This is a genomic window from Lysinibacillus sp. CNPSo 3705, assembly GCF_028674935.1.
In the GTDB taxonomy this organism is placed as follows: Bacteria; Bacillota; Bacilli; order Bacillales_A; family Planococcaceae; genus Lysinibacillus.
The window spans coordinates 102,727-120,217 of the sequence record NZ_JAQZSD010000009.1; the positions used below are offsets into that span (position 1 = coordinate 102,727).

Consider the following 17,491-nt stretch of genomic DNA (forward strand, 5'->3'; position numbering starts at 1 on the left):
GCCTTATAGAAAAATAGTTTTTTGATTTTATCCTATGATAGGACGATTATCCAAGCCACTAAAGCTATTAAAGTAGCTGAAAGAGTTGGGATTGTTAAAATAATACCTATCTTTAAATACTGAACCCAGCCGATTTTTATTCCTTTTTGCGCCAATATATGGAGCCATAACAATGTTGCGAGTGAGCCAATCGGTGTCATTTTAGGACCTAAATTAGTTCCAATGACGTTTGCATAAATAAGCCCCTCTTTAATAACGCCAGTTGCACTAGTTTCAGCAATAGCTAATGCATCGATCATGACAGTTGGTAGGTTATTCATAATAGCTGACAAAATCGCTGCTACAAAGCCCATCGTTATTGTCGATACCATCAACCCTTGCTGTATCGCGTGCTCTAATAAACTTGCTAACAAACCTGTCATTCCTACATTTTTCAAGCCGTAAACAACCACGTACATACAGATAGAAAAGAACACAATATTCCACGGTGCCCCTTTCACAACTCTCTTTGTATCTACAATATGACTACGTCGCGCAAGCAAGAAAAAGATAGCTGCTACACCACATAAAATAAATGACACAGGAATTTCGAAAAACTCACTCGTCAAGAAACCAACTAATAATATCGCTATTACATACCATGATAATAAAAATAATCTCGTATCACGAATTGCCAGCTTCGGATTATCAACTGCCTCAAGTGAATAATCTTTTGGAATCGAACGACGAAAGACTATATAAAGTACAGCAATGCTTGCCAGTAAAGAAACTAAGTTCGGTAACAGCATATGTAAGAAATATTCCATAAAACCAATACCGAAATAATCTGCAGACACAATATTTGTTAAATTACTAATGACTAACGGTAATGATGTTGTATCTGCTATAAAGCCACTTGCAATAATAAATGGAAAGACCATTTTATCGGTTAAATTTAACTTACGGATCATCGCTAAAACGATTGGTGTTAGTATTAGAGCTGCACCATCATTTGCAAATAATGCTGAAACAATAGCACCTAGACAGGAAAGATAAATGAATAAGCGGATACCATTCCCCTTTGCGATACGTGCCATATGGAGGGCAGCCCATTCAAAAAACCCTATTTCGTCTAAAATAAGTGAAATAAAAATAATCCCTATAAACGATAACGTTGCATTCCAAACGATCCCTGTTACCTCAACAACATCTTGCCAAGTAACAACCCCGAGCGCCAATGCAATGGCAGCACCAATACAAGCAGACCAGCCGATCGATATTTTTCGTGGCTGCACTATTACAAAAAATAAAGTTACTAAAAATATAGCAATCGCTAATAAAGCTTGCACCGTTTTCCTCCCTAAATCAATTATGCTTTGTACTTAGGTCATCAGATTTTTTTTGCGCGAAAGCGCAGCGACTTTAGACACCCGCTGATAGAAGTTGAAAACCAGTAGCTTAATTTGCTACTGGTTTTATTGTTTATATTATTCACCTAAATCAGCATTATGGTAAACGTTTTGGACATCCTCTAAATCTTCTAATGCATCAATTAATTTTTCAAATTTCGCAATATCGTCACCAGTTAATGCTACTTCTGTTTGTGGAAGCATTGAAAGCTCTGCTACTGTAAACTCTTGAACACCAGCTGCTTTTAAAGCTTCTTGTGTAGCAAAGAACTGATCTGGCTCTGCATAAATAATGACAGCCTCATCTTCTTCTAGAATGTCACGAGCATCAATATCTGCTTCCATTAAAATTTCAAGAACTTCATCTGCTGATTTACCTTCTAAACCGACTACTGCTGTTGAATCAAACATGTAGGCAACAGATCCACTGACACCCATATTCCCATTATTTTTACCAAATGCAGCACGTACATCCGAAGCAGTACGGTTAACATTATTCGTTAAAGCATCAACGATTAACATAGTACCAGCTGGTCCGAAACCTTCATAACGTAATTCGTCGAAGTTTTCATCGCCGCCACCCTTCGCTTTATCAATTGCTTTTTCAATAATATGTTTAGGAACACTGTATGTTTTTGCTCGTTCAAGAACAACTTTAAGGGCACGGTTTGATTCAGGATCTGGCTCACCTGATTTAGCTGCTACATAAATTTCACGTCCAAATTTTGCATTGATACGGCTTGTGCTTTGGTCTTTAGACGCTTTCTTTTCTTTAATATTGTTCCACTTACGACCCATTGTTTCCACTCTCTTTCAAATTATAAGTTTATCAAAATAATAGATGCACACTAGCACATCTGTAAATGGTGATTCAATACTTAATGTATCTTTACTCTGCAAATAATAACACAAAAGACGCTTGCAAAGCTAGATATCCCAATGTTTAAGGTGACTTTATTAAGCATTAATTGTAAAAAATTGTTTCAATTAGAGCCACTTTATAATTGGTTTTCTACTTTGATTTTTTCTATAAGTGCATGACAGCCTTCTAAGGCTAAATCATAGGTTTCTTGAAAATCTCCTGTATAGTATGGATCCGGTACGTCTTTTTGATGGTCAGTTAAATCTAAAAAGCGGAAAATCTTTGGAGAATCAGGATTACCAAGCATCGTCCGGATGTTACGTATATTACTTTCATCCATGCCAATAATGTAATCAAAATTTGCAAAATCAGCCTTTTGTAATTGTCGGCCCTGCATCCCTTTCGTTGAGATGCCATACTCTTTTAGCTTTTCTTGTGTTCCTCTGTGAGGAGGTTCACCAATATGCCAAGAGCTTGTTGCAGCCGAATCTACTTCGACTTTATGACTTAGATGCTCTTTTTCTACTAAATCACGCATGACCGCTTCAGCCATTGGTGATCGGCATATATTCCCCAAACATACAAAAAGTACTCGAATCATTTTTATATCCTCCTCAATCAATTTCGCTTTCGCGCAGAAAACATTTGCTAAATGAAGATAAAGCACTCAAAATCAATGATTCTGAGTGCCTTCTAAATAGGTTTCACTTTATCTCTTTTCTGCCGCAACTCGCTTCTCTAATTCTTTAGTTAACGCTACTAATTCATGTTCAAGACGATGAGTAAATTCCTCGCGTCCCTCTTTACCTTTTCCAGTTACATAAAACGGCTCTCCATAAATTAGATAACCTTTTCCACGCTTAAAAACATCTGCAGCATTACGAGCACCAATGTAAGCGGCTGGTACAATTTGAGCTTTAGATAGCTGTGCAATAGTAATCGCACCTTGCTTTAAATCCGAACCCTCAGCATTTCGAGTACCTGATGGGAAAATACCTACGATTTTACCCTCCTTCAATAACTGTGAAGGGATTTTAATAACACTTGGTCCTGGATTGTCACGGTCAACGGGAAAGGCATTCAAACGCTCTATAAGCCAGCCAAGGCCTTTTATATCAAACAATTGCTTTTTAGCCATAAAGTGAATTTCTCGAGGAGCCATTGAAACTCCAAGGTTTAAAATATCAACATAGCCTGTGTGTGTACATGCAATAATAAACCCACCTTCTTTCGGTAAGTTGTGCTCCTCATATACACGCGCCTTTGAACCCGTTAATTTTAATATCACTTTGACAACATTTGCTATAAATTTATACACTGTTTCATTCCTACCTTATTCAATAGTTATTCCCATTGTAATCGAAAAGACCAGTATATCGCAATTGCATGTGAAATAACTAGACTCTTCCCACTAATACATCAACATCAATCGTAATTTCAGTTAACTGGATATTGACTCCTTCTTTTTTATGCCAGCCCATCGGTGTCATTTCAAGCAGTGCTGGTACAAGCTCTGTAGCTAGTGGTACCGTATACGTAATACGTTCTACACTAACATCGGCAAAGCTTTCTTTAAAGCGTGCAACGATTTGTTCATTCGAATAGGACTCTTTAGTAGAATCCGCATATAATTGTGATCGAAGCTCATGTAAGTACCCGCTTTGAGGTACAACCTTAACAACACAACCATTCTCGGTTAATAAACGTTTAAACTCTTCGTAATTGGCAGGCGATAAAATATTTAATATGGCATCGAAGCTTGATTTTGCAAATGGACTTTTCGCTAAATCACCAACACACCAAATTTGCTCTGGATAATGTCGGGATGCAGCGAGTATGCCTTCTTTCGCTATATCAATACCTATGCCAATACTGTTACCTTTTTTATCTTTCATAATACGGGCTAAATGTGAACCCTCACCACACCCTGTATCAAGCACGGTTTCTGCACTTGCAATTAGCGCTCTGATTTTATCTTCTATTAAATCATAGATGCCACTATCAATAACCGCTTTTCGAGATTCAAAGAGGTCTTTACTGTACTTAGAAATCGCACCATGTGTCAACATATTGACGTAGCCCTGCTTGGCAATATCAAAAGAATGATTTGAGGAACATACTAATCTCCCTTGCTCAAATACACTCATTGACTCCTGACAAATTGGACAAGCAAAAAGTGTTATATTTTTTTCCATTAAGGCTGCCCCTGCAGCTCTTTTAGAAAGTGCTCCCATTAATTCGCCTCCTGTTGTTCTGTAGGTGAAACAAGTGCAAAACGCTCCCACTTACGACTTCTCCATCTAAAGTATACAATAATGGCTCGCATCCATTCATCTGCTGAAATCGCTAGCCAAATACCTACTAAACCCCAATGTAAAACGAATACGAACAAGTACCCGAGTGGAAGGCTCATACATACCATTGATAAGAAACCGATTTTCACCGGAAATCTTGCATCCCCTGAGGCACGCAACGAGTTAATAACAACAATATTCATTGTACGCCCTGTTTCTAGTAGAATGCTTAATGCTAAGACAGATGCTCCGATAGCTATTACCTCTGAATTATCAGTGAAAACGTGCATTAGTTGCTTACGGAATATCGTCACAACTACAACCATAGTTATCGTAAAGGCAAAAGCTGCTCGTACACTTAACCAAAGCTGATGATAAGCTTGATCTTTTTTACCAGCACCGACATTTCGACCAATAATTATAGCTGTGCCCGTCCCGATTGCAATCGCAAATAAATATGTAAACATCGAAATATTCATAGCATATTGTCTTGCAGCAAGTGTCTCTGAGCCTAAATACGTTGCATAATAAAGGAAGACAATTTGACAAAACTGATAAAGCACCTGCTCAAATGCTGACGGTAAGCCTATATTTAATATTTTTCGAACATATTCCTTTGAATACTCGAAATAATACGCTAGTTTTACTCTTACTTCCATCACTTGATACAACAGCCAGAAAAACACAAGAACCGCTAATCCCCTACTTACAACCGAGGAAATAGCCGCTCCTTTTACACCTAACTCCGGTAATCCTAGGTTACCAAAGATTAAACCGTAGTTTAATACAACGTGTAGCACATTCATACCTAGTGATACATACATCGTTTGCTTTGTCCATCCATGTACACGGATAATCGCTGCTAACGCGTTTATAATTGCCTGTAAAAAAATAAAGCTTCCTATGATGACTAAATAACTTTGGGCATATTTAAGCACTTCTCCTTGCAAGTTCATCATGGTCATTAAATGACTCGAAAAGAAGAAAAATAAGACACTCATCATTAGTCCAACGATCAAATTCATCGTTACTGCTAAAGCGGAAATTTTCGCAGCTTCAAAAAAGCGCCTTGAACCTAAGTATTGAGATACAACAATAGAAGCACCATTACCAACTACTTCAAGTATTAAAATGGCAATATGAATATACTGATTGGCTGCACCAACCCCTGATACTGCATTATCTGATAAAGCACTGAGCATAAAAGTATCTGCTAGTCCCATTAACATAAATAAAAATACTTCTAAAAATATCGGCCACGTTAAATGGAACAAGCTTAACTTATTTGCCTCTTTTAAATCACTTTCTCTTACTATGTCTGACAATTTCAACTTCTCCTATACGCTTCATAAAAATTTTACGTGCGGTTATTTCGGTACAGTTAAATGACTACCCGTTACAGCGTGATAAAAATATATAGTATCTTATCATAGATTTTTAAAGTGTAAAGAGTTTTTATAATGAAACATTATGAAGCTAGTATAATACGTAAAAACCCCTCTCACAATTTTATGCGAAAGGGTTTCTTATCATATTAAGTAATGATCTTGCAATTGCTTACGTTTTTCTGTTGTTAAACCAAACTCTTGCTCTAAAAAAGCAGCCTTAGACCCATATCGATTATCCATTGCATCAAATGCCGCTTGTAAATAGTCCTCACGGGCCGACATTAAAGCATAAAATTGCTGCAATTCTTGATCGCTATAACTTAGCTGAATTGTCTGAGCCATTCGTTCTACTAAGGGACTTAGATGTACATTTGTATCTAAATAGTCCTCCATGATTGTTTCCTCAGGTACATCTAAAGCAAGTAAAATAAGTGCGCTGCCAATACCTGTTCGATCCTTTCCGACCGCACAATGATGAACAAGCCCTAAATTTTCAGGATGCTGAATCGTTGCTATTAACTTTTTAAACGAGTCATTATTAAAAGGCATTTGTGCATAAAATTCTCGGAACATCTCTGGGCTTACAACCTTATAAAAATCTTTTCCACCAGTGTTTGTAGGCATCTCAAAAGCATGATTTCCCTTTGCTGGTATTTGAATATACTTGGCATATGGAAATACTGGATTAGGATTATTTTGAGCCTCATGGTTGTCTCGATAATCAAAAATCGTTTTCACACCAAGCGCTTTAAATAGCTCCTTATCTGCCTTCGTCATTTTACCAAGTGCTGCTGAACGATATATCAAACCATTCTTAACAGCACGTCCATCTCTTGACTTATAACCACCCATATCACGAAAATTATAAACTGCTTCAAACGGAACAATCTTCATATCAAACTGTTTCACTCACTGCACCTCTCTCTGTTAGCAAGCATTCTTACTTCTATATTATAAAACAATCCGATATAATACCAATTTTCACACTAGGAAATGTCATACACTACTTCGAGCGATAAGAGGGATTTAAAGGGGCCACTTCTTCATCCTAGCTAAGCAGTTATCCACCCTACCTGGTCACTTTTTCATCATAGCGGAGCAGTTATCCACTCTTCCCATTCACTTCTTCATCATAGCCAAGCAGTTATCCACTCTTCCCATTCACTTCTTCATCATAGCCAAGCAGTTATCCACTTCACCTGGTCACTTTTTCATCATAGCTGAGCAGTTATCCACTTCACCCGTTCACTTCTTCATAAAAGCCAAGCAGTTATCCACTTCACCTGGTCACTTTTTCATCATAGCCAAGCAGTTATCCACTTCACCTGGTCACTTTTTCATCATAGCCAAGCAGTTATCCACTTCACCTGGTCACTTCTTCATCATAGCCAAGCAGTTATCCACTTCACCTGGTCACTTCTTCATCATAGCCAAGCAGTTATCCACTTTATCCGTTCACTTCTTCATCAAAGCGGAGCAGTTATCCACTTTATCCGTTCACTTCTTCATCAAAGCGGAGCAGTTATCCACCTTATCCGATCAGCAAAAAAGCTGCCCATAAAGGACAGCTTCAACATACGCTTTTTTAATATAAACTATTTAAATAACTCAGGGTATACTGCTTTTGCGATTAACTCAACTGCTTCGCCAATTCGTGGACCTGGACGATTTGAAATATCAGTATCTATTGAATAAACCGCTTTATTTTGAATAGCAGTGATTGAATTCCATCCATCACGAGAAAGAATTTCTGCCGCTGGGTCTTTCACATAGTTTACTGTTGTTAAAATAACATCTGGATTTTTCGCAATAATATCTTCCTCAGATACCTTTACCCAGCTTTTAAGGTCAGCAAAAACGTTGTTAACATTTGCAGCATTTAAAATTTCTTGTTGGAATGTACCAGAACCAGCTGTATAGATGTCTGGCTTTGGACTAATTTCTAAATAGATATTTTTTGGTTCTTTCACATCTTTAACTTTCGCTTGGACATCTGCAATTTTACCTTTAATATCTTCATTTAACTTGTCGCCTTTATCTTTGATGCCCATAACCGTTGCGACTTGTTCGATATCCCCGTAAACATCATCAAATGATTTAGCTGATTGAATGGCAAACACTTTAATACCTGCATCCTCAAGGCCTTTTAATGCATTTAAATTTTCTTCATCTCCACCAGTCGTATAGGCAATTACGACGTCTGGCTTTAACGCTAAAATACGCTCACTGTTGAATTTTACAGAATCAGAAACACGCTCAATTTTTTGCGCTTCTTCTGGATACGTATCATACTCCGTTGCACCTACGATTTTATCTCCCACACCTAGAGCAAATAAAATTTCTGTATTACTCGGTTGTAATGAAACAATAGTTTTAGGAACTGCATTAAACTCTACTTCTACACCGCGGTCATCCTTAACTTTATAGCTAGTAGTTTTCTCAACTTGTTGATCTTCCTTAGAAACCGTTTCTTTTTTTGTATCCTCTTTCGTGCCGCAGCCAACTAATACAAGGGCCAGCATCAACACAGAAAGCCATTGTAGCTTAAACATTTTCTTCATTTCATTGATTCTCCTTTTTTCTTTTTCATCGGGTATGACTTACTAATAAACGGTATTTCAGCAATACCAGCATGCTGATTCATATAGACAGCCATTACAAAAAACACATTGGCTAGCAATCCTAAATAATCAAAGAGAATAGCAGGTACTTCCCGTTCTTCAGATACTTTGTGCAAAACACGGTATGATTTTTTCGCCTCACTACGGCATACATGTAATGCAGTAGCAGCCCCTGTCCCTTGAGGTAATACAAAGTTTTGTATTTCATCCTTAACATGACTAACATAGAAATCATAGCGATCACTTAGCCAAGTCAAATCGTCTTCGGTTACCGCCAATTTACCTCGTACTGACCCATTTACATGGTAAGCCATTGGTAAAATGGCTAGTAAATCATCTGCTACTACCTCCACTGTTTCCTTCTCTACCACCGCTAAAGCGACGCCAATATGTGTTGTAAGGCTATCTGTTCGAATTTCAAAATCTACCGTTGATGCCTTTTCACGCATAAATGGATAACAAGAGTAACGTGCATCTTTTTTCAAATCTAAGTCCCCGCTTTCCTTCGTGAAAAATTCTACTTAATTCACACCTTCTTAGGATTTATTCCGGTGAAAGATGAGTACATAAAAAAACGTTGTTCCCATTCCTAAGGAAACAACGAAAATAACATAAATAGTGTCATATAGACACAGCATAGCCTATGTATTTGCCGCATATTCTCCTAGCTTCCGAAGAGTTATCATACGTTCAAACAAAGGTCGGTCTCCTGGCTTGTACAGTTCACTACATTCAACCATGTTGTGCGTCATAAAAAACCTTCCCATCAGCTCATTCGACAGTGGTATATCTTTATGATTCCTGTACTTACAGTTGCGGAAACAGCTTCGGTTTTTCACCGAATTCCCGATTATGCTATAGTTCAGCACCCTTATTCTGCAAGAATTATTCACTTGTTAAGCAGTTTATCATAGATTAATAGGAAAAAATAGATGTGGAATTAGAATAAACAAATACGATGGGTAAGGATCATGCAGGTATCACCATATGCACGTGGGTGTTTTTCATTACCCCACGGGCATTTCATATGCTCGTGCAGGTATTATATTTCATAGATCGATGGTATAAAAGCTATCTCTCAACAAAAGTATTTGCACAAAAACAGCTATTTTACAGCTTTTAACGGATGGCATTCTTATATTTCTTTTTGTATTTACCATCTTGTTCTTCTTCAATTAATCGCTGTGCAATCTCTAGTAGTTTCGGGTCTTTCGTTTCATCGAATAGCTTTTTAAAAGATACAATAATATCATAGCGTATCGATGTCGGGTGCTTTTCGTCTAAGCATATTTGAAATCTTTTAGCCAAATAGGACACGACTAAATCTCTTTGTACCTGCCCTGCTAAACCTATTCTCCAAATCGCCTGCAAAGTTTTCCTCGCAGTTTCAGTTCTTTCATCATACGTTACTGCCCAAATCTTTAAGAAGTCCTCTAATACTCTTTCTTCAGGATCACTTTTTGCCGCCAATGCGCATAAAAATTGTGCAGCACTTGCACGTACATGTCCATTTTTATATGTAAGAGCTTGAACAAGTTGTTCCCAAACTGAATATGTCCAATCAACTGGTTCCTGCATAATTTTCATTAATTCTTCGTATGATTTGTATTGAATATCAAGGTCACGCTCTGTTAAATTACTAAAAAGTTGCAAAATCTCTTTTTCCATGATTCATCCCTACCTTTATGAACGCAAAAATGGCAAACTTGTTGTATTACTTTCTATCATTCGTTACTTTACTACTACGAAACTAAAGTCACAAACAGTTTAATTTCAAAGTAAGTTCTCTAATTATATTTCAAAATTATCAGAAATGAGTATCAATATGCAAGAAAACATTTCTTTCGGCTATAAAGACACATCCTTTATAATTGAAATTAGCCCGCTATGAATCCAGCGAAATACGCTATAACGATGACAATCATTATATGGGTAATTGATGCTATACCTTACATCGGCTCTATTTTCATTTTAGTAATAGGTAATATAGTAGTAAATATATCTACTTATGTAATTTTATTCATCTTAGATGTTATTTTACTCATTATTCATCGAGTAGTCGAGCCTTAAATTAATGGATTTATATCCGGCTATATGATTTTTACTCGGAGAACCTTAAATACCGTCAAATAATAAAAAAGGTCATCTTTGTAATTTTTTTTACAAGGATGACCTTTTCGCTATTTAAATCGTCTATATAATAGCAGGGCTTATTGAATACGACCGAAGCCTACTAAATATTGATTCCACCAATCAAGTGATTCAATGACAACACCTTTATTTTGAGCATCAATCATCGTGTTATTTCCTAAGTAAATACCTACATGCGCTATGCCTGATCCATAGCTGAAGAATACTAGGTCACCTACACGTGCTTCACTTGCTGAAATACGTTGTGTTGCTAAATATTGCTGTGATGCTGTACGTGGTAAAGATACGCCTGCTTGTTTGTAAGACCATTGTACAAGACCTGAACAGTCAAATCCTGTAGATGGGTTGCTGCCGCCCCAAACATAGCTACGGCCTAAGAATTGCTTTGCAGTTGAAATAGCATCACCTGAAGATGCAGTACCTGAGCCAGAACCAACAACGACTTTTTGTGGTGCTTTTTCATTGTTCGCTTTACCACTATTGTTAGCGTTGCTAGCATTACTGTTACTAGTATTATTGTTAACGTTGTTATTTGTTGCTTGTACTACTGGAGTAGCTGCTTGAAGCGCACGTAAACGAGCTGCTTCTTCCTCTGCTGCTTTACGTTCTGCTTCTAAACGTTCTTCTTCTTGTTTCGTTGCAATTTGTGCCTTTAATGCAAGAGATTTCGCTTCATTTTCAGCTTTTTTCACTTCCATTTCGCTTTCCTTTTGTTGAAGCTCTTGGAATTGCTTTTGAAGCTCTTTTTGTTTTTCATCTAATGTTGTTTTTTGTTTCTCTAAGTTAGCCTTATCCGCTTCTTGTTGATCTACTAACTCTTGGTCAGCATCCATTAATGTTTTTACCGCTACGACACGGTCCATTAAATCTGCAAAGCTTTTTGCTTCAAGAACAGCATTTAAATAAACACCCACAGTATTATCTTGAGCTTGGTATGCAGCCATACGATCATTTAAAATCGCTGAACGTTGCTCAATACGTTTTTTAGTATCTACAATATCTGCATCAACTTCTTTAATATCTGCTTGTACTTTGTTAAATACTTTTACTTTTTCATCGATCTCTTTTTGTAGTTTAGTTAATTCTTCTTGTAGCTTTTTAACCTCTGTATCTATCTTAGCTTTCTTATCGATCATTTGTTGAGATGTTTCTTCTGCATGCACTACGGTTGGTTGAACTGTATTAAATAATAAGCCGCCAGCTAGTGCTAATGCTAGCACCATCGACTTACGCCATTTATTGCGCTTACCCACGTTATTCTTTCCCTTCACTAGTAAATTTCGCTCTTAGTATTTTAATGTCATCACTGGAACGATTTTTTTATTTTCTCTTATATTTTATTAGCCTTTTAAAGTTTAGCATTATTAGCATAACTTTTATACTATTTCACGGCTTTTTAATCGTTTAGTAAAACTCGCAACATTCTTGTAATATTCATGTAAATTCTATTAAATTCTACAAAACTACATTTTATTCTACATAACAACGTTTTTAACTGCTTTACCATTAGACCCAAATTCTGTTTTGTAATGTTTTTGTAATATTTCACGAGAACATTTACTCATTATGGCTCGATAATGACATCTGTAATCGATTAAAAGAATTTAAATAAAAAAAGGTAAGGGAGCATTTCCCCTACCTCATCTTGTCGCAAATAATGTGTTTCCAAGCTGGTGCTTCCTATTGCCTCATAGAACGTAGCGCTTGGATAGAAAGGCGTACTAAAAGAATGGCACATAAAAACAAGCCCAAGTATGCAGCTGTATTTAAGTAAACAGCGTACGCGTCACGAATAAATTGTGAGATCGCTAAAAGTGCTACAGAAATAATCCCAAAGGTAATACCTACGAGAAGTAAGACTAAACGGGAAAACAAATTTGTAATAAAACGAGCATTATCCTCATCCGAAAAAACATCGTGATGTAACGTAATTTTCCCGCTCTCCACGCGTTGAATGAGCTGATTAACTCGTCTAGGCATTTTGTGCAATGCCGGAATAAGCATTGCTAATTCTTCTTGTAAACGTTCCTTCGTTGCCATCGGTTCTTTAAATGGCTTAAGGAAGGATGCTCGCATATATGCAGATGAAAACTCTTTCGCTTCCGTGAAAATATCAAAATTCGGGTCAATTACCCGTAATGTCCCCTCTAATGTTACTAATGAACGCAGCGCTAAACCTACTGCTGGATAGAAAGTAAGACCGAAATCACGAACAACCGTAAATAATGCATGTATTAATTCTTCTGTCGGAATTCGATCCACGTAAGAAATTTTCAAGAGAATTTGATCAATTGCTTGCTCTATCTTTGCACGATCTGCATGATCTGCATTTTCAACCAATAACGTTATGCCGTCAAATAAAGTATTTGAATCACTTAGATGAATCCCCATTAAAATTAGCTTTAAGCCCTCTTGTTGTGTAGGTCCCAAACGACCAACAGCCCCAAAATCAAGAAGGATCGGTGTACCCTCCATCTCATCAATCTGAATATTTCCCGGATGTGGATCTGCATGAAATATACCCGAAACAAGCATTTGTTCAATGAAAGAACATAAAACAGTCCTTGCAAACTTCCTACGATCATTTTCTAATCGATTAAATTCGGCTGCAGCATTTGCAACGCTTTTTCCCCGTACATATTCCATGACAATAATATTTTCATTACAATATTCTGTATAGATTTTAGGAATCTTTACCTTATAATCGCTTTTTGCAAGAGCATTCGTCACCTGCAATGTATTACGAGCTTCAATATCTAAATGAACTTCCTCACGTAACCCATCGCCAAATCCTTTAGCTAGCTCTCGAAAACCAAGCGACTCAGCCCATGTAGATTTGTTTGAAAGCCAATTGGCAAACTCCTCTAAAATATCGAGATCGTCTCGCATGATTCCCTTTACTTCTGGACGTAGTAGCTTCACCACGACTTCATCAAAATTTTTCAATCGTGCCTTATGTACTTGTCCAATAGATGCTGCCGCAATAGGCTCCATTTGAAAGCTTGCAAATATTTCATTCATAGGCTTAGGAAGTGAATCTTCTAAAATTTGAGTTACTTGCTCTGACGATAAAGGCTTCACATTATGTTGTAGCTTCTGTAACTCGTCAATAAAAATAGGCGAAAACAGTTCCTTACGAGTAGAAAGTACCTGACCAAATTTAATAAATATCCCACCACATTGCTCCAAAGTTATCCTTAAAGCAATAGCAAGCTCCTTTTCATTTTCTCGTTGTCTTGCGTATTTAATCGTTTGAACAACGCCATTTGTCACTGCTATTTTTAACACCTGACGCAAACGCTTTTGCTGTCGCCAGTAGCTACGAAGGCGCAATAATAAATTTTTTTTGCCATTCCGACGATCTCTAGCTGTCATACCACTTGGATCAAAAAGCTCAAAAACGAGATAGAGCAGCATCGAAATTAGTAGCATGCAGCCAATCCAAACAAGCGTACTGACCTCTGTCACTGTTTGCATCATTGACTCGTACAAAAAATCTGTATGACGTAGATAGGTATACCAATAAACAAAGGACGTAAGCGTCACACTAATAACTACAGAAAGAACCCTACGTATAAAATTAATATTTGAACCAATTAATCGACCACTTACAAAATAAATAAGTACTGATACAACAATGAGTTCGATTAAAAATTTCAAATAAATCAACAGCGTCACCTCCGATGCTACTTCCTAATACTGCTAGTATAACAAATTAAGACCTGTACTTCTTTTAATGTCTAGAACCAGAGACCAGAGAATTAGTTACTTTAATAAAGGGTGTGGCTTTATACTAGTATCTTTTTTGGGCATGAGGTCACCATCTATATCACGAAAAAATAGGGGCAGTCCTTCCGCTAAGATAGGATGTATAACTTTCGTTGGATTTTGTCTTTGATGGTGAATATGCAAATGGGGTTCCGAGGATGAACCGCTATTTCCAACACGGCCAATGGAATTCCCGGGTTCTACAGTATCTCCAACTTCAACAGATACGCTACCTTTTTTTAAATGATTAAGTAAAAGATATGTACCTGTTTCTTTTATTTTTATGTACACAAAATTTCCTTCTATCGACTTAAAATCTTCTGTCCCTGGTGTAATGTCAGCTTCATTATTTGAAACAGCAATAACAACTCCAGAAACAGGTGAGTAAATTTCTTTATTCCATATTCCATAATCCTCATTGCTTTCACTATTAATATTATATGGTTCCATTACTAAATCGTAGGCCCATCTCTCCGATGCCCATACTGCATGAGGCAAATTATCTTTAACAGCATTACCGCCCCACCCAACTACAGTTTCTGCAGTTAAAGGCCAGCTTACAGTTATAGATGGTTGAGCACGTTCAATAGTGTTCGGGAAAGCATAAGGAATAATATTCATGGTCATTAGTATTGGAAAGATTAACATTATGTTTACGACTATATTAATAAACAACAACTTGACACTTTTTTGCTTTTTAACCATACATATAATCAACATAATCAAATTTACCATCAATCCTAACGCCCCTAAGATTGGTAAAACTAATTTAAGTATTGCCCATGAATACGCTCCATATATCCCACTACTAAAATGAACACTGATCCATAACAATAAAACGAATCCTGTTAACGCACCATTTGTGTAACCATACTTTCGCAACATTTTTTTAATAAAAAACTTCCTCCTACTATCTAAAATTTGAATAATAATTACCATTACCAAATATAGCAATCGAAGGATACCGTGCCTATACGACCTCAGATGTAGATTTCCATCTTTAGATAAAAAAATACCTTTAGATATAAATTATCTAAAGGTATATGAAACGAATATTATTTCTATTCGCTAGGGATGCTCTCTCTTCATTTTAGTTGGTAGAAAGTACTTGCTCCCAATTTATTGTGCCATTTTTAACTTGTTCCCGTTTTTCTTTATTCATAATATCATTAGGACTTTCACCTTTTGGCCAATCTTTATCATGATTTTTCCATTCAGGTCGATCCTGCGATAAGATAAAGGCTGCTAAATCAGCGGCATTTTGATCTGTCAAAGTACCTGCTGCACCAACCGGCATATTATGTTTAATGTAGCCAGCCATTTTCGACATTCTCGCCATACCCGCTCCATCATTGAATGAGTTTTTACCCCATAATGCCGGACCTGTATTAGCACCAGTACCTGAGCCATCAGCTGCGTGACAAGTAATACAAGACTGGGCATATACTTCTTCACCATTCGTAACATCCGGTATAGGAACGTTCTTCATAGTACTTGTACCTACCCATTCACGCTTTGCTCCAATAGGTACACCCTCTGAAATATAAGCGAAGTATGAGACCATTGCTTCTAACTCTTTACTATTCATGTCAAATTTCTTACCGTTCATACTGCGAACCATACAACCGTTAATACGCTCCTCAATCGTTACAATATCACCTGAGCGTGCAATATATTGAGGATAATTCGCCATAACACCTACCAATGACGAAACTTGCTCATCATAACCTGCCCCCGCATGACAGCTCGTGCAAGACAACTGATTCCCCACATATTCTTCTGCAGCAACATGTGTATTATTTACAAGCTCATAGCCATATAATATTGCTTCCTTCATAGGTCCATCTGGTACTTCTCCAATACTTGGTGGCGCATAGACAACTGACTGAGCAGCCGCTGTCGTTGGTATTTTTGTTTGTACAGCAGTTTCATTACTTTCTCCTTTAGCATCCCCTAAAATTTTGTCGCTAATGACTGCCCCCACAAAAAGTGTACCTGCTAACAGTACTGTCCCCGCTACTCCTGCTACTATAGGTTTCATCTACAATACCCCCCTTTGTATAATCACCTATATTTTAGCAAATCAGCATGTTTTTCGATGTGACTTTCCTCACACCTTACGTAAATAGAACCATTTAGAGCATAAAATTATGAACTCTTTTGTTCTATAACACATCAAACGAGACTTAATACCTCTTGCAGTATGCACTTATTCCTACTCATTTTCGCCTTGCGTAATTGCGGCTTTCGCACAGTAAAGATTGCTAAATGAAGATAAAATTGCTGAGTACAGATTTTACCCGGCATTATAATTGACATTCACCATCAGCACAAATAGCTTCACCATCACCTATCATCTTTAATACCGGCTGAATACCCGCTAGCTCTGCCGCTTGATGTAACGTCCGCACAAAAACATCGGTTGGCTCCGCACCTTTAATACCGTAATGATTTTCAAAAACGAAGAACGGAACACTTTGTACACCTAGTTGTTGGGCATCATATCGATCTTTATCTAAAGATTCACTGAAGTCGTTTGATGCTAGCACGCCCTTTGCAGCTCCAACATCTAAGTTTAAATTTTCAATGACTTTTAACAAGAAACTCTCATCGTTTAAGTCTTTTCCTTTTGTAAAATAACCACTCATAAGCTCTTCCGTATAAACCGACTCTTTACCGAACTTCCTTGTCCATTTTGCTAATCGATGAGCTTTTTCAGTATGGGCTGTTTTCATTTCTTCAAAATTGTAATGCAAGCCAACCTCTTCAGCACGTCTTGCTATACCCTTTGTTATTTCCTTTACTTCTTTTAACGTGGAGTTAAATTTCGCGGCCATCCCATCATATAAAGTTGGTGCATCTTCCTTAGGCGTATTTGGCCCAATTTGGTATGCTTTATATTCAATTTCTACCTGCCCTGAATAACCCGCTAAGTCAATAGCACGTTCCAATTCTCGTTTGCCAATATAGCAGAACGGACATGTAAAATCCGAAAAAACCTCAATTTTCATTCATTACC

General features: G+C 37.2%; 16 protein-coding genes and 1 riboswitch. Of the genes, 1 reads left to right on the forward strand and 15 read right to left on the reverse strand.

The features are described from left to right. Window positions 1-32: 32 nt before the first annotated feature. From PVA17_RS06170 to PVA17_RS06215, 10 genes are all read right to left on the reverse strand, one after another. Entirely contained in the window at window positions 33-1,328 is a 1,296-nt protein-coding gene (locus tag PVA17_RS06170; RefSeq protein WP_274067171.1) for an arsenic transporter, read from the reverse strand. Between the two features lie 138 nt (window positions 1,329-1,466). Further along, window positions 1,467-2,186 (reverse strand): YebC/PmpR family DNA-binding transcriptional regulator, encoded by a 720-nt coding sequence (locus PVA17_RS06175; protein WP_132361468.1) that lies wholly within the window; start codon window positions 2,184-2,186, stop codon window positions 1,467-1,469. A 200-nt stretch (window positions 2,187-2,386) separates the two neighbouring features. After that, window positions 2,387-2,851, reverse strand: a complete 465-nt coding sequence (locus PVA17_RS06180; protein ID WP_132361466.1) for a low molecular weight protein-tyrosine-phosphatase — start codon at window positions 2,849-2,851, stop codon at window positions 2,387-2,389. A gap of 108 nt (window positions 2,852-2,959) precedes the next feature. Further along, entirely contained in the window at window positions 2,960-3,568 is a 609-nt protein-coding gene (locus tag PVA17_RS06185) for a lysophospholipid acyltransferase family protein (protein ID WP_132361464.1), read from the reverse strand. Between the two features lie 79 nt (window positions 3,569-3,647). Then, window positions 3,648-4,484, reverse strand: a complete 837-nt coding sequence (locus tag PVA17_RS06190; protein ID WP_132361462.1) for a putative RNA methyltransferase — start codon at window positions 4,482-4,484, stop codon at window positions 3,648-3,650. Then, window positions 4,484-5,860 carry an MATE family efflux transporter gene (locus tag PVA17_RS06195; protein WP_132361664.1) on the reverse strand — a complete coding sequence of 459 codons (1,377 nt, stop codon included), beginning with the start codon at window positions 5,858-5,860 and terminating at the stop codon, window positions 4,484-4,486. Before PVA17_RS06195 ends, PVA17_RS06190 begins: the two co-directional genes overlap by 1 nt. A 213-nt stretch (window positions 5,861-6,073) precedes the next feature. Further along, a complete protein-coding gene (locus PVA17_RS06200) occupies window positions 6,074-6,841 on the reverse strand; it encodes a tyrosine-protein phosphatase (RefSeq protein WP_132361460.1) in 768 nt (255 codons plus the stop codon). A 686-nt stretch (window positions 6,842-7,527) separates the two neighbouring features. Continuing rightward, window positions 7,528-8,493 (reverse strand): ABC transporter substrate-binding protein, encoded by a 966-nt coding sequence (locus PVA17_RS06205; protein WP_132361458.1) that lies wholly within the window; start codon window positions 8,491-8,493, stop codon window positions 7,528-7,530. Further along, window positions 8,490-9,038, reverse strand: a complete 549-nt coding sequence (locus PVA17_RS06210; RefSeq protein WP_132361456.1) for a hypothetical protein — start codon at window positions 9,036-9,038, stop codon at window positions 8,490-8,492. The genes PVA17_RS06205 and PVA17_RS06210 overlap by 4 nt, the downstream gene beginning before the upstream one ends. A gap of 197 nt (window positions 9,039-9,235) precedes the next feature. Next, window positions 9,236-9,442: riboswitch (cobalamin riboswitch) on the reverse strand. A gap of 230 nt (window positions 9,443-9,672) precedes the next feature. Continuing rightward, window positions 9,673-10,221, reverse strand: a complete 549-nt coding sequence (locus PVA17_RS06215; protein ID WP_274067172.1) for a hypothetical protein — start codon at window positions 10,219-10,221, stop codon at window positions 9,673-9,675. A gap of 219 nt (window positions 10,222-10,440) precedes the next feature. Here PVA17_RS06215 and PVA17_RS06220 point away from each other — a divergent pair, with 219 nt between their 5' ends. Continuing rightward, window positions 10,441-10,623, forward strand: a complete 183-nt coding sequence (locus PVA17_RS06220; protein WP_132361452.1) for a hypothetical protein — start codon at window positions 10,441-10,443, stop codon at window positions 10,621-10,623. 140 nt (window positions 10,624-10,763) lie between these two features. On the opposite strand, the gene PVA17_RS06225 is transcribed toward PVA17_RS06220, so the two are convergent. The 5 genes from PVA17_RS06225 to PVA17_RS06245 form a co-directional block, all read right to left on the reverse strand. Further along, a complete protein-coding gene (locus tag PVA17_RS06225; RefSeq protein WP_132361450.1) occupies window positions 10,764-11,975 on the reverse strand; it encodes an NlpC/P60 family protein in 1,212 nt (403 codons plus the stop codon). Window positions 11,976-12,384: 409 nt separating this feature from the next. Next, entirely contained in the window at window positions 12,385-14,373 is a 1,989-nt protein-coding gene (locus PVA17_RS06230; protein WP_274067174.1) for an ABC1 kinase family protein, read from the reverse strand. Window positions 14,374-14,469: 96 nt separating this feature from the next. Next, the gene (locus PVA17_RS06235; protein WP_274067175.1) at window positions 14,470-15,411 is read right to left on the reverse strand and encodes a M23 family metallopeptidase; all 942 of its coding nucleotides are present in this window, start codon (window positions 15,409-15,411) and stop codon (window positions 14,470-14,472) included. A gap of 151 nt (window positions 15,412-15,562) precedes the next feature. After that, window positions 15,563-16,513, reverse strand: coding sequence for a c-type cytochrome (locus PVA17_RS06240; RefSeq protein ID WP_274067176.1), 951 nt, complete (start codon window positions 16,511-16,513; stop codon window positions 15,563-15,565). 265 nt (window positions 16,514-16,778) lie between these two features. Beyond that, window positions 16,779-17,483 carry a DsbA family oxidoreductase gene (locus tag PVA17_RS06245; protein ID WP_274067177.1) on the reverse strand — a complete coding sequence of 235 codons (705 nt, stop codon included), beginning with the start codon at window positions 17,481-17,483 and terminating at the stop codon, window positions 16,779-16,781. Between the last annotated feature and the right edge of the window lie 8 nt (window positions 17,484-17,491).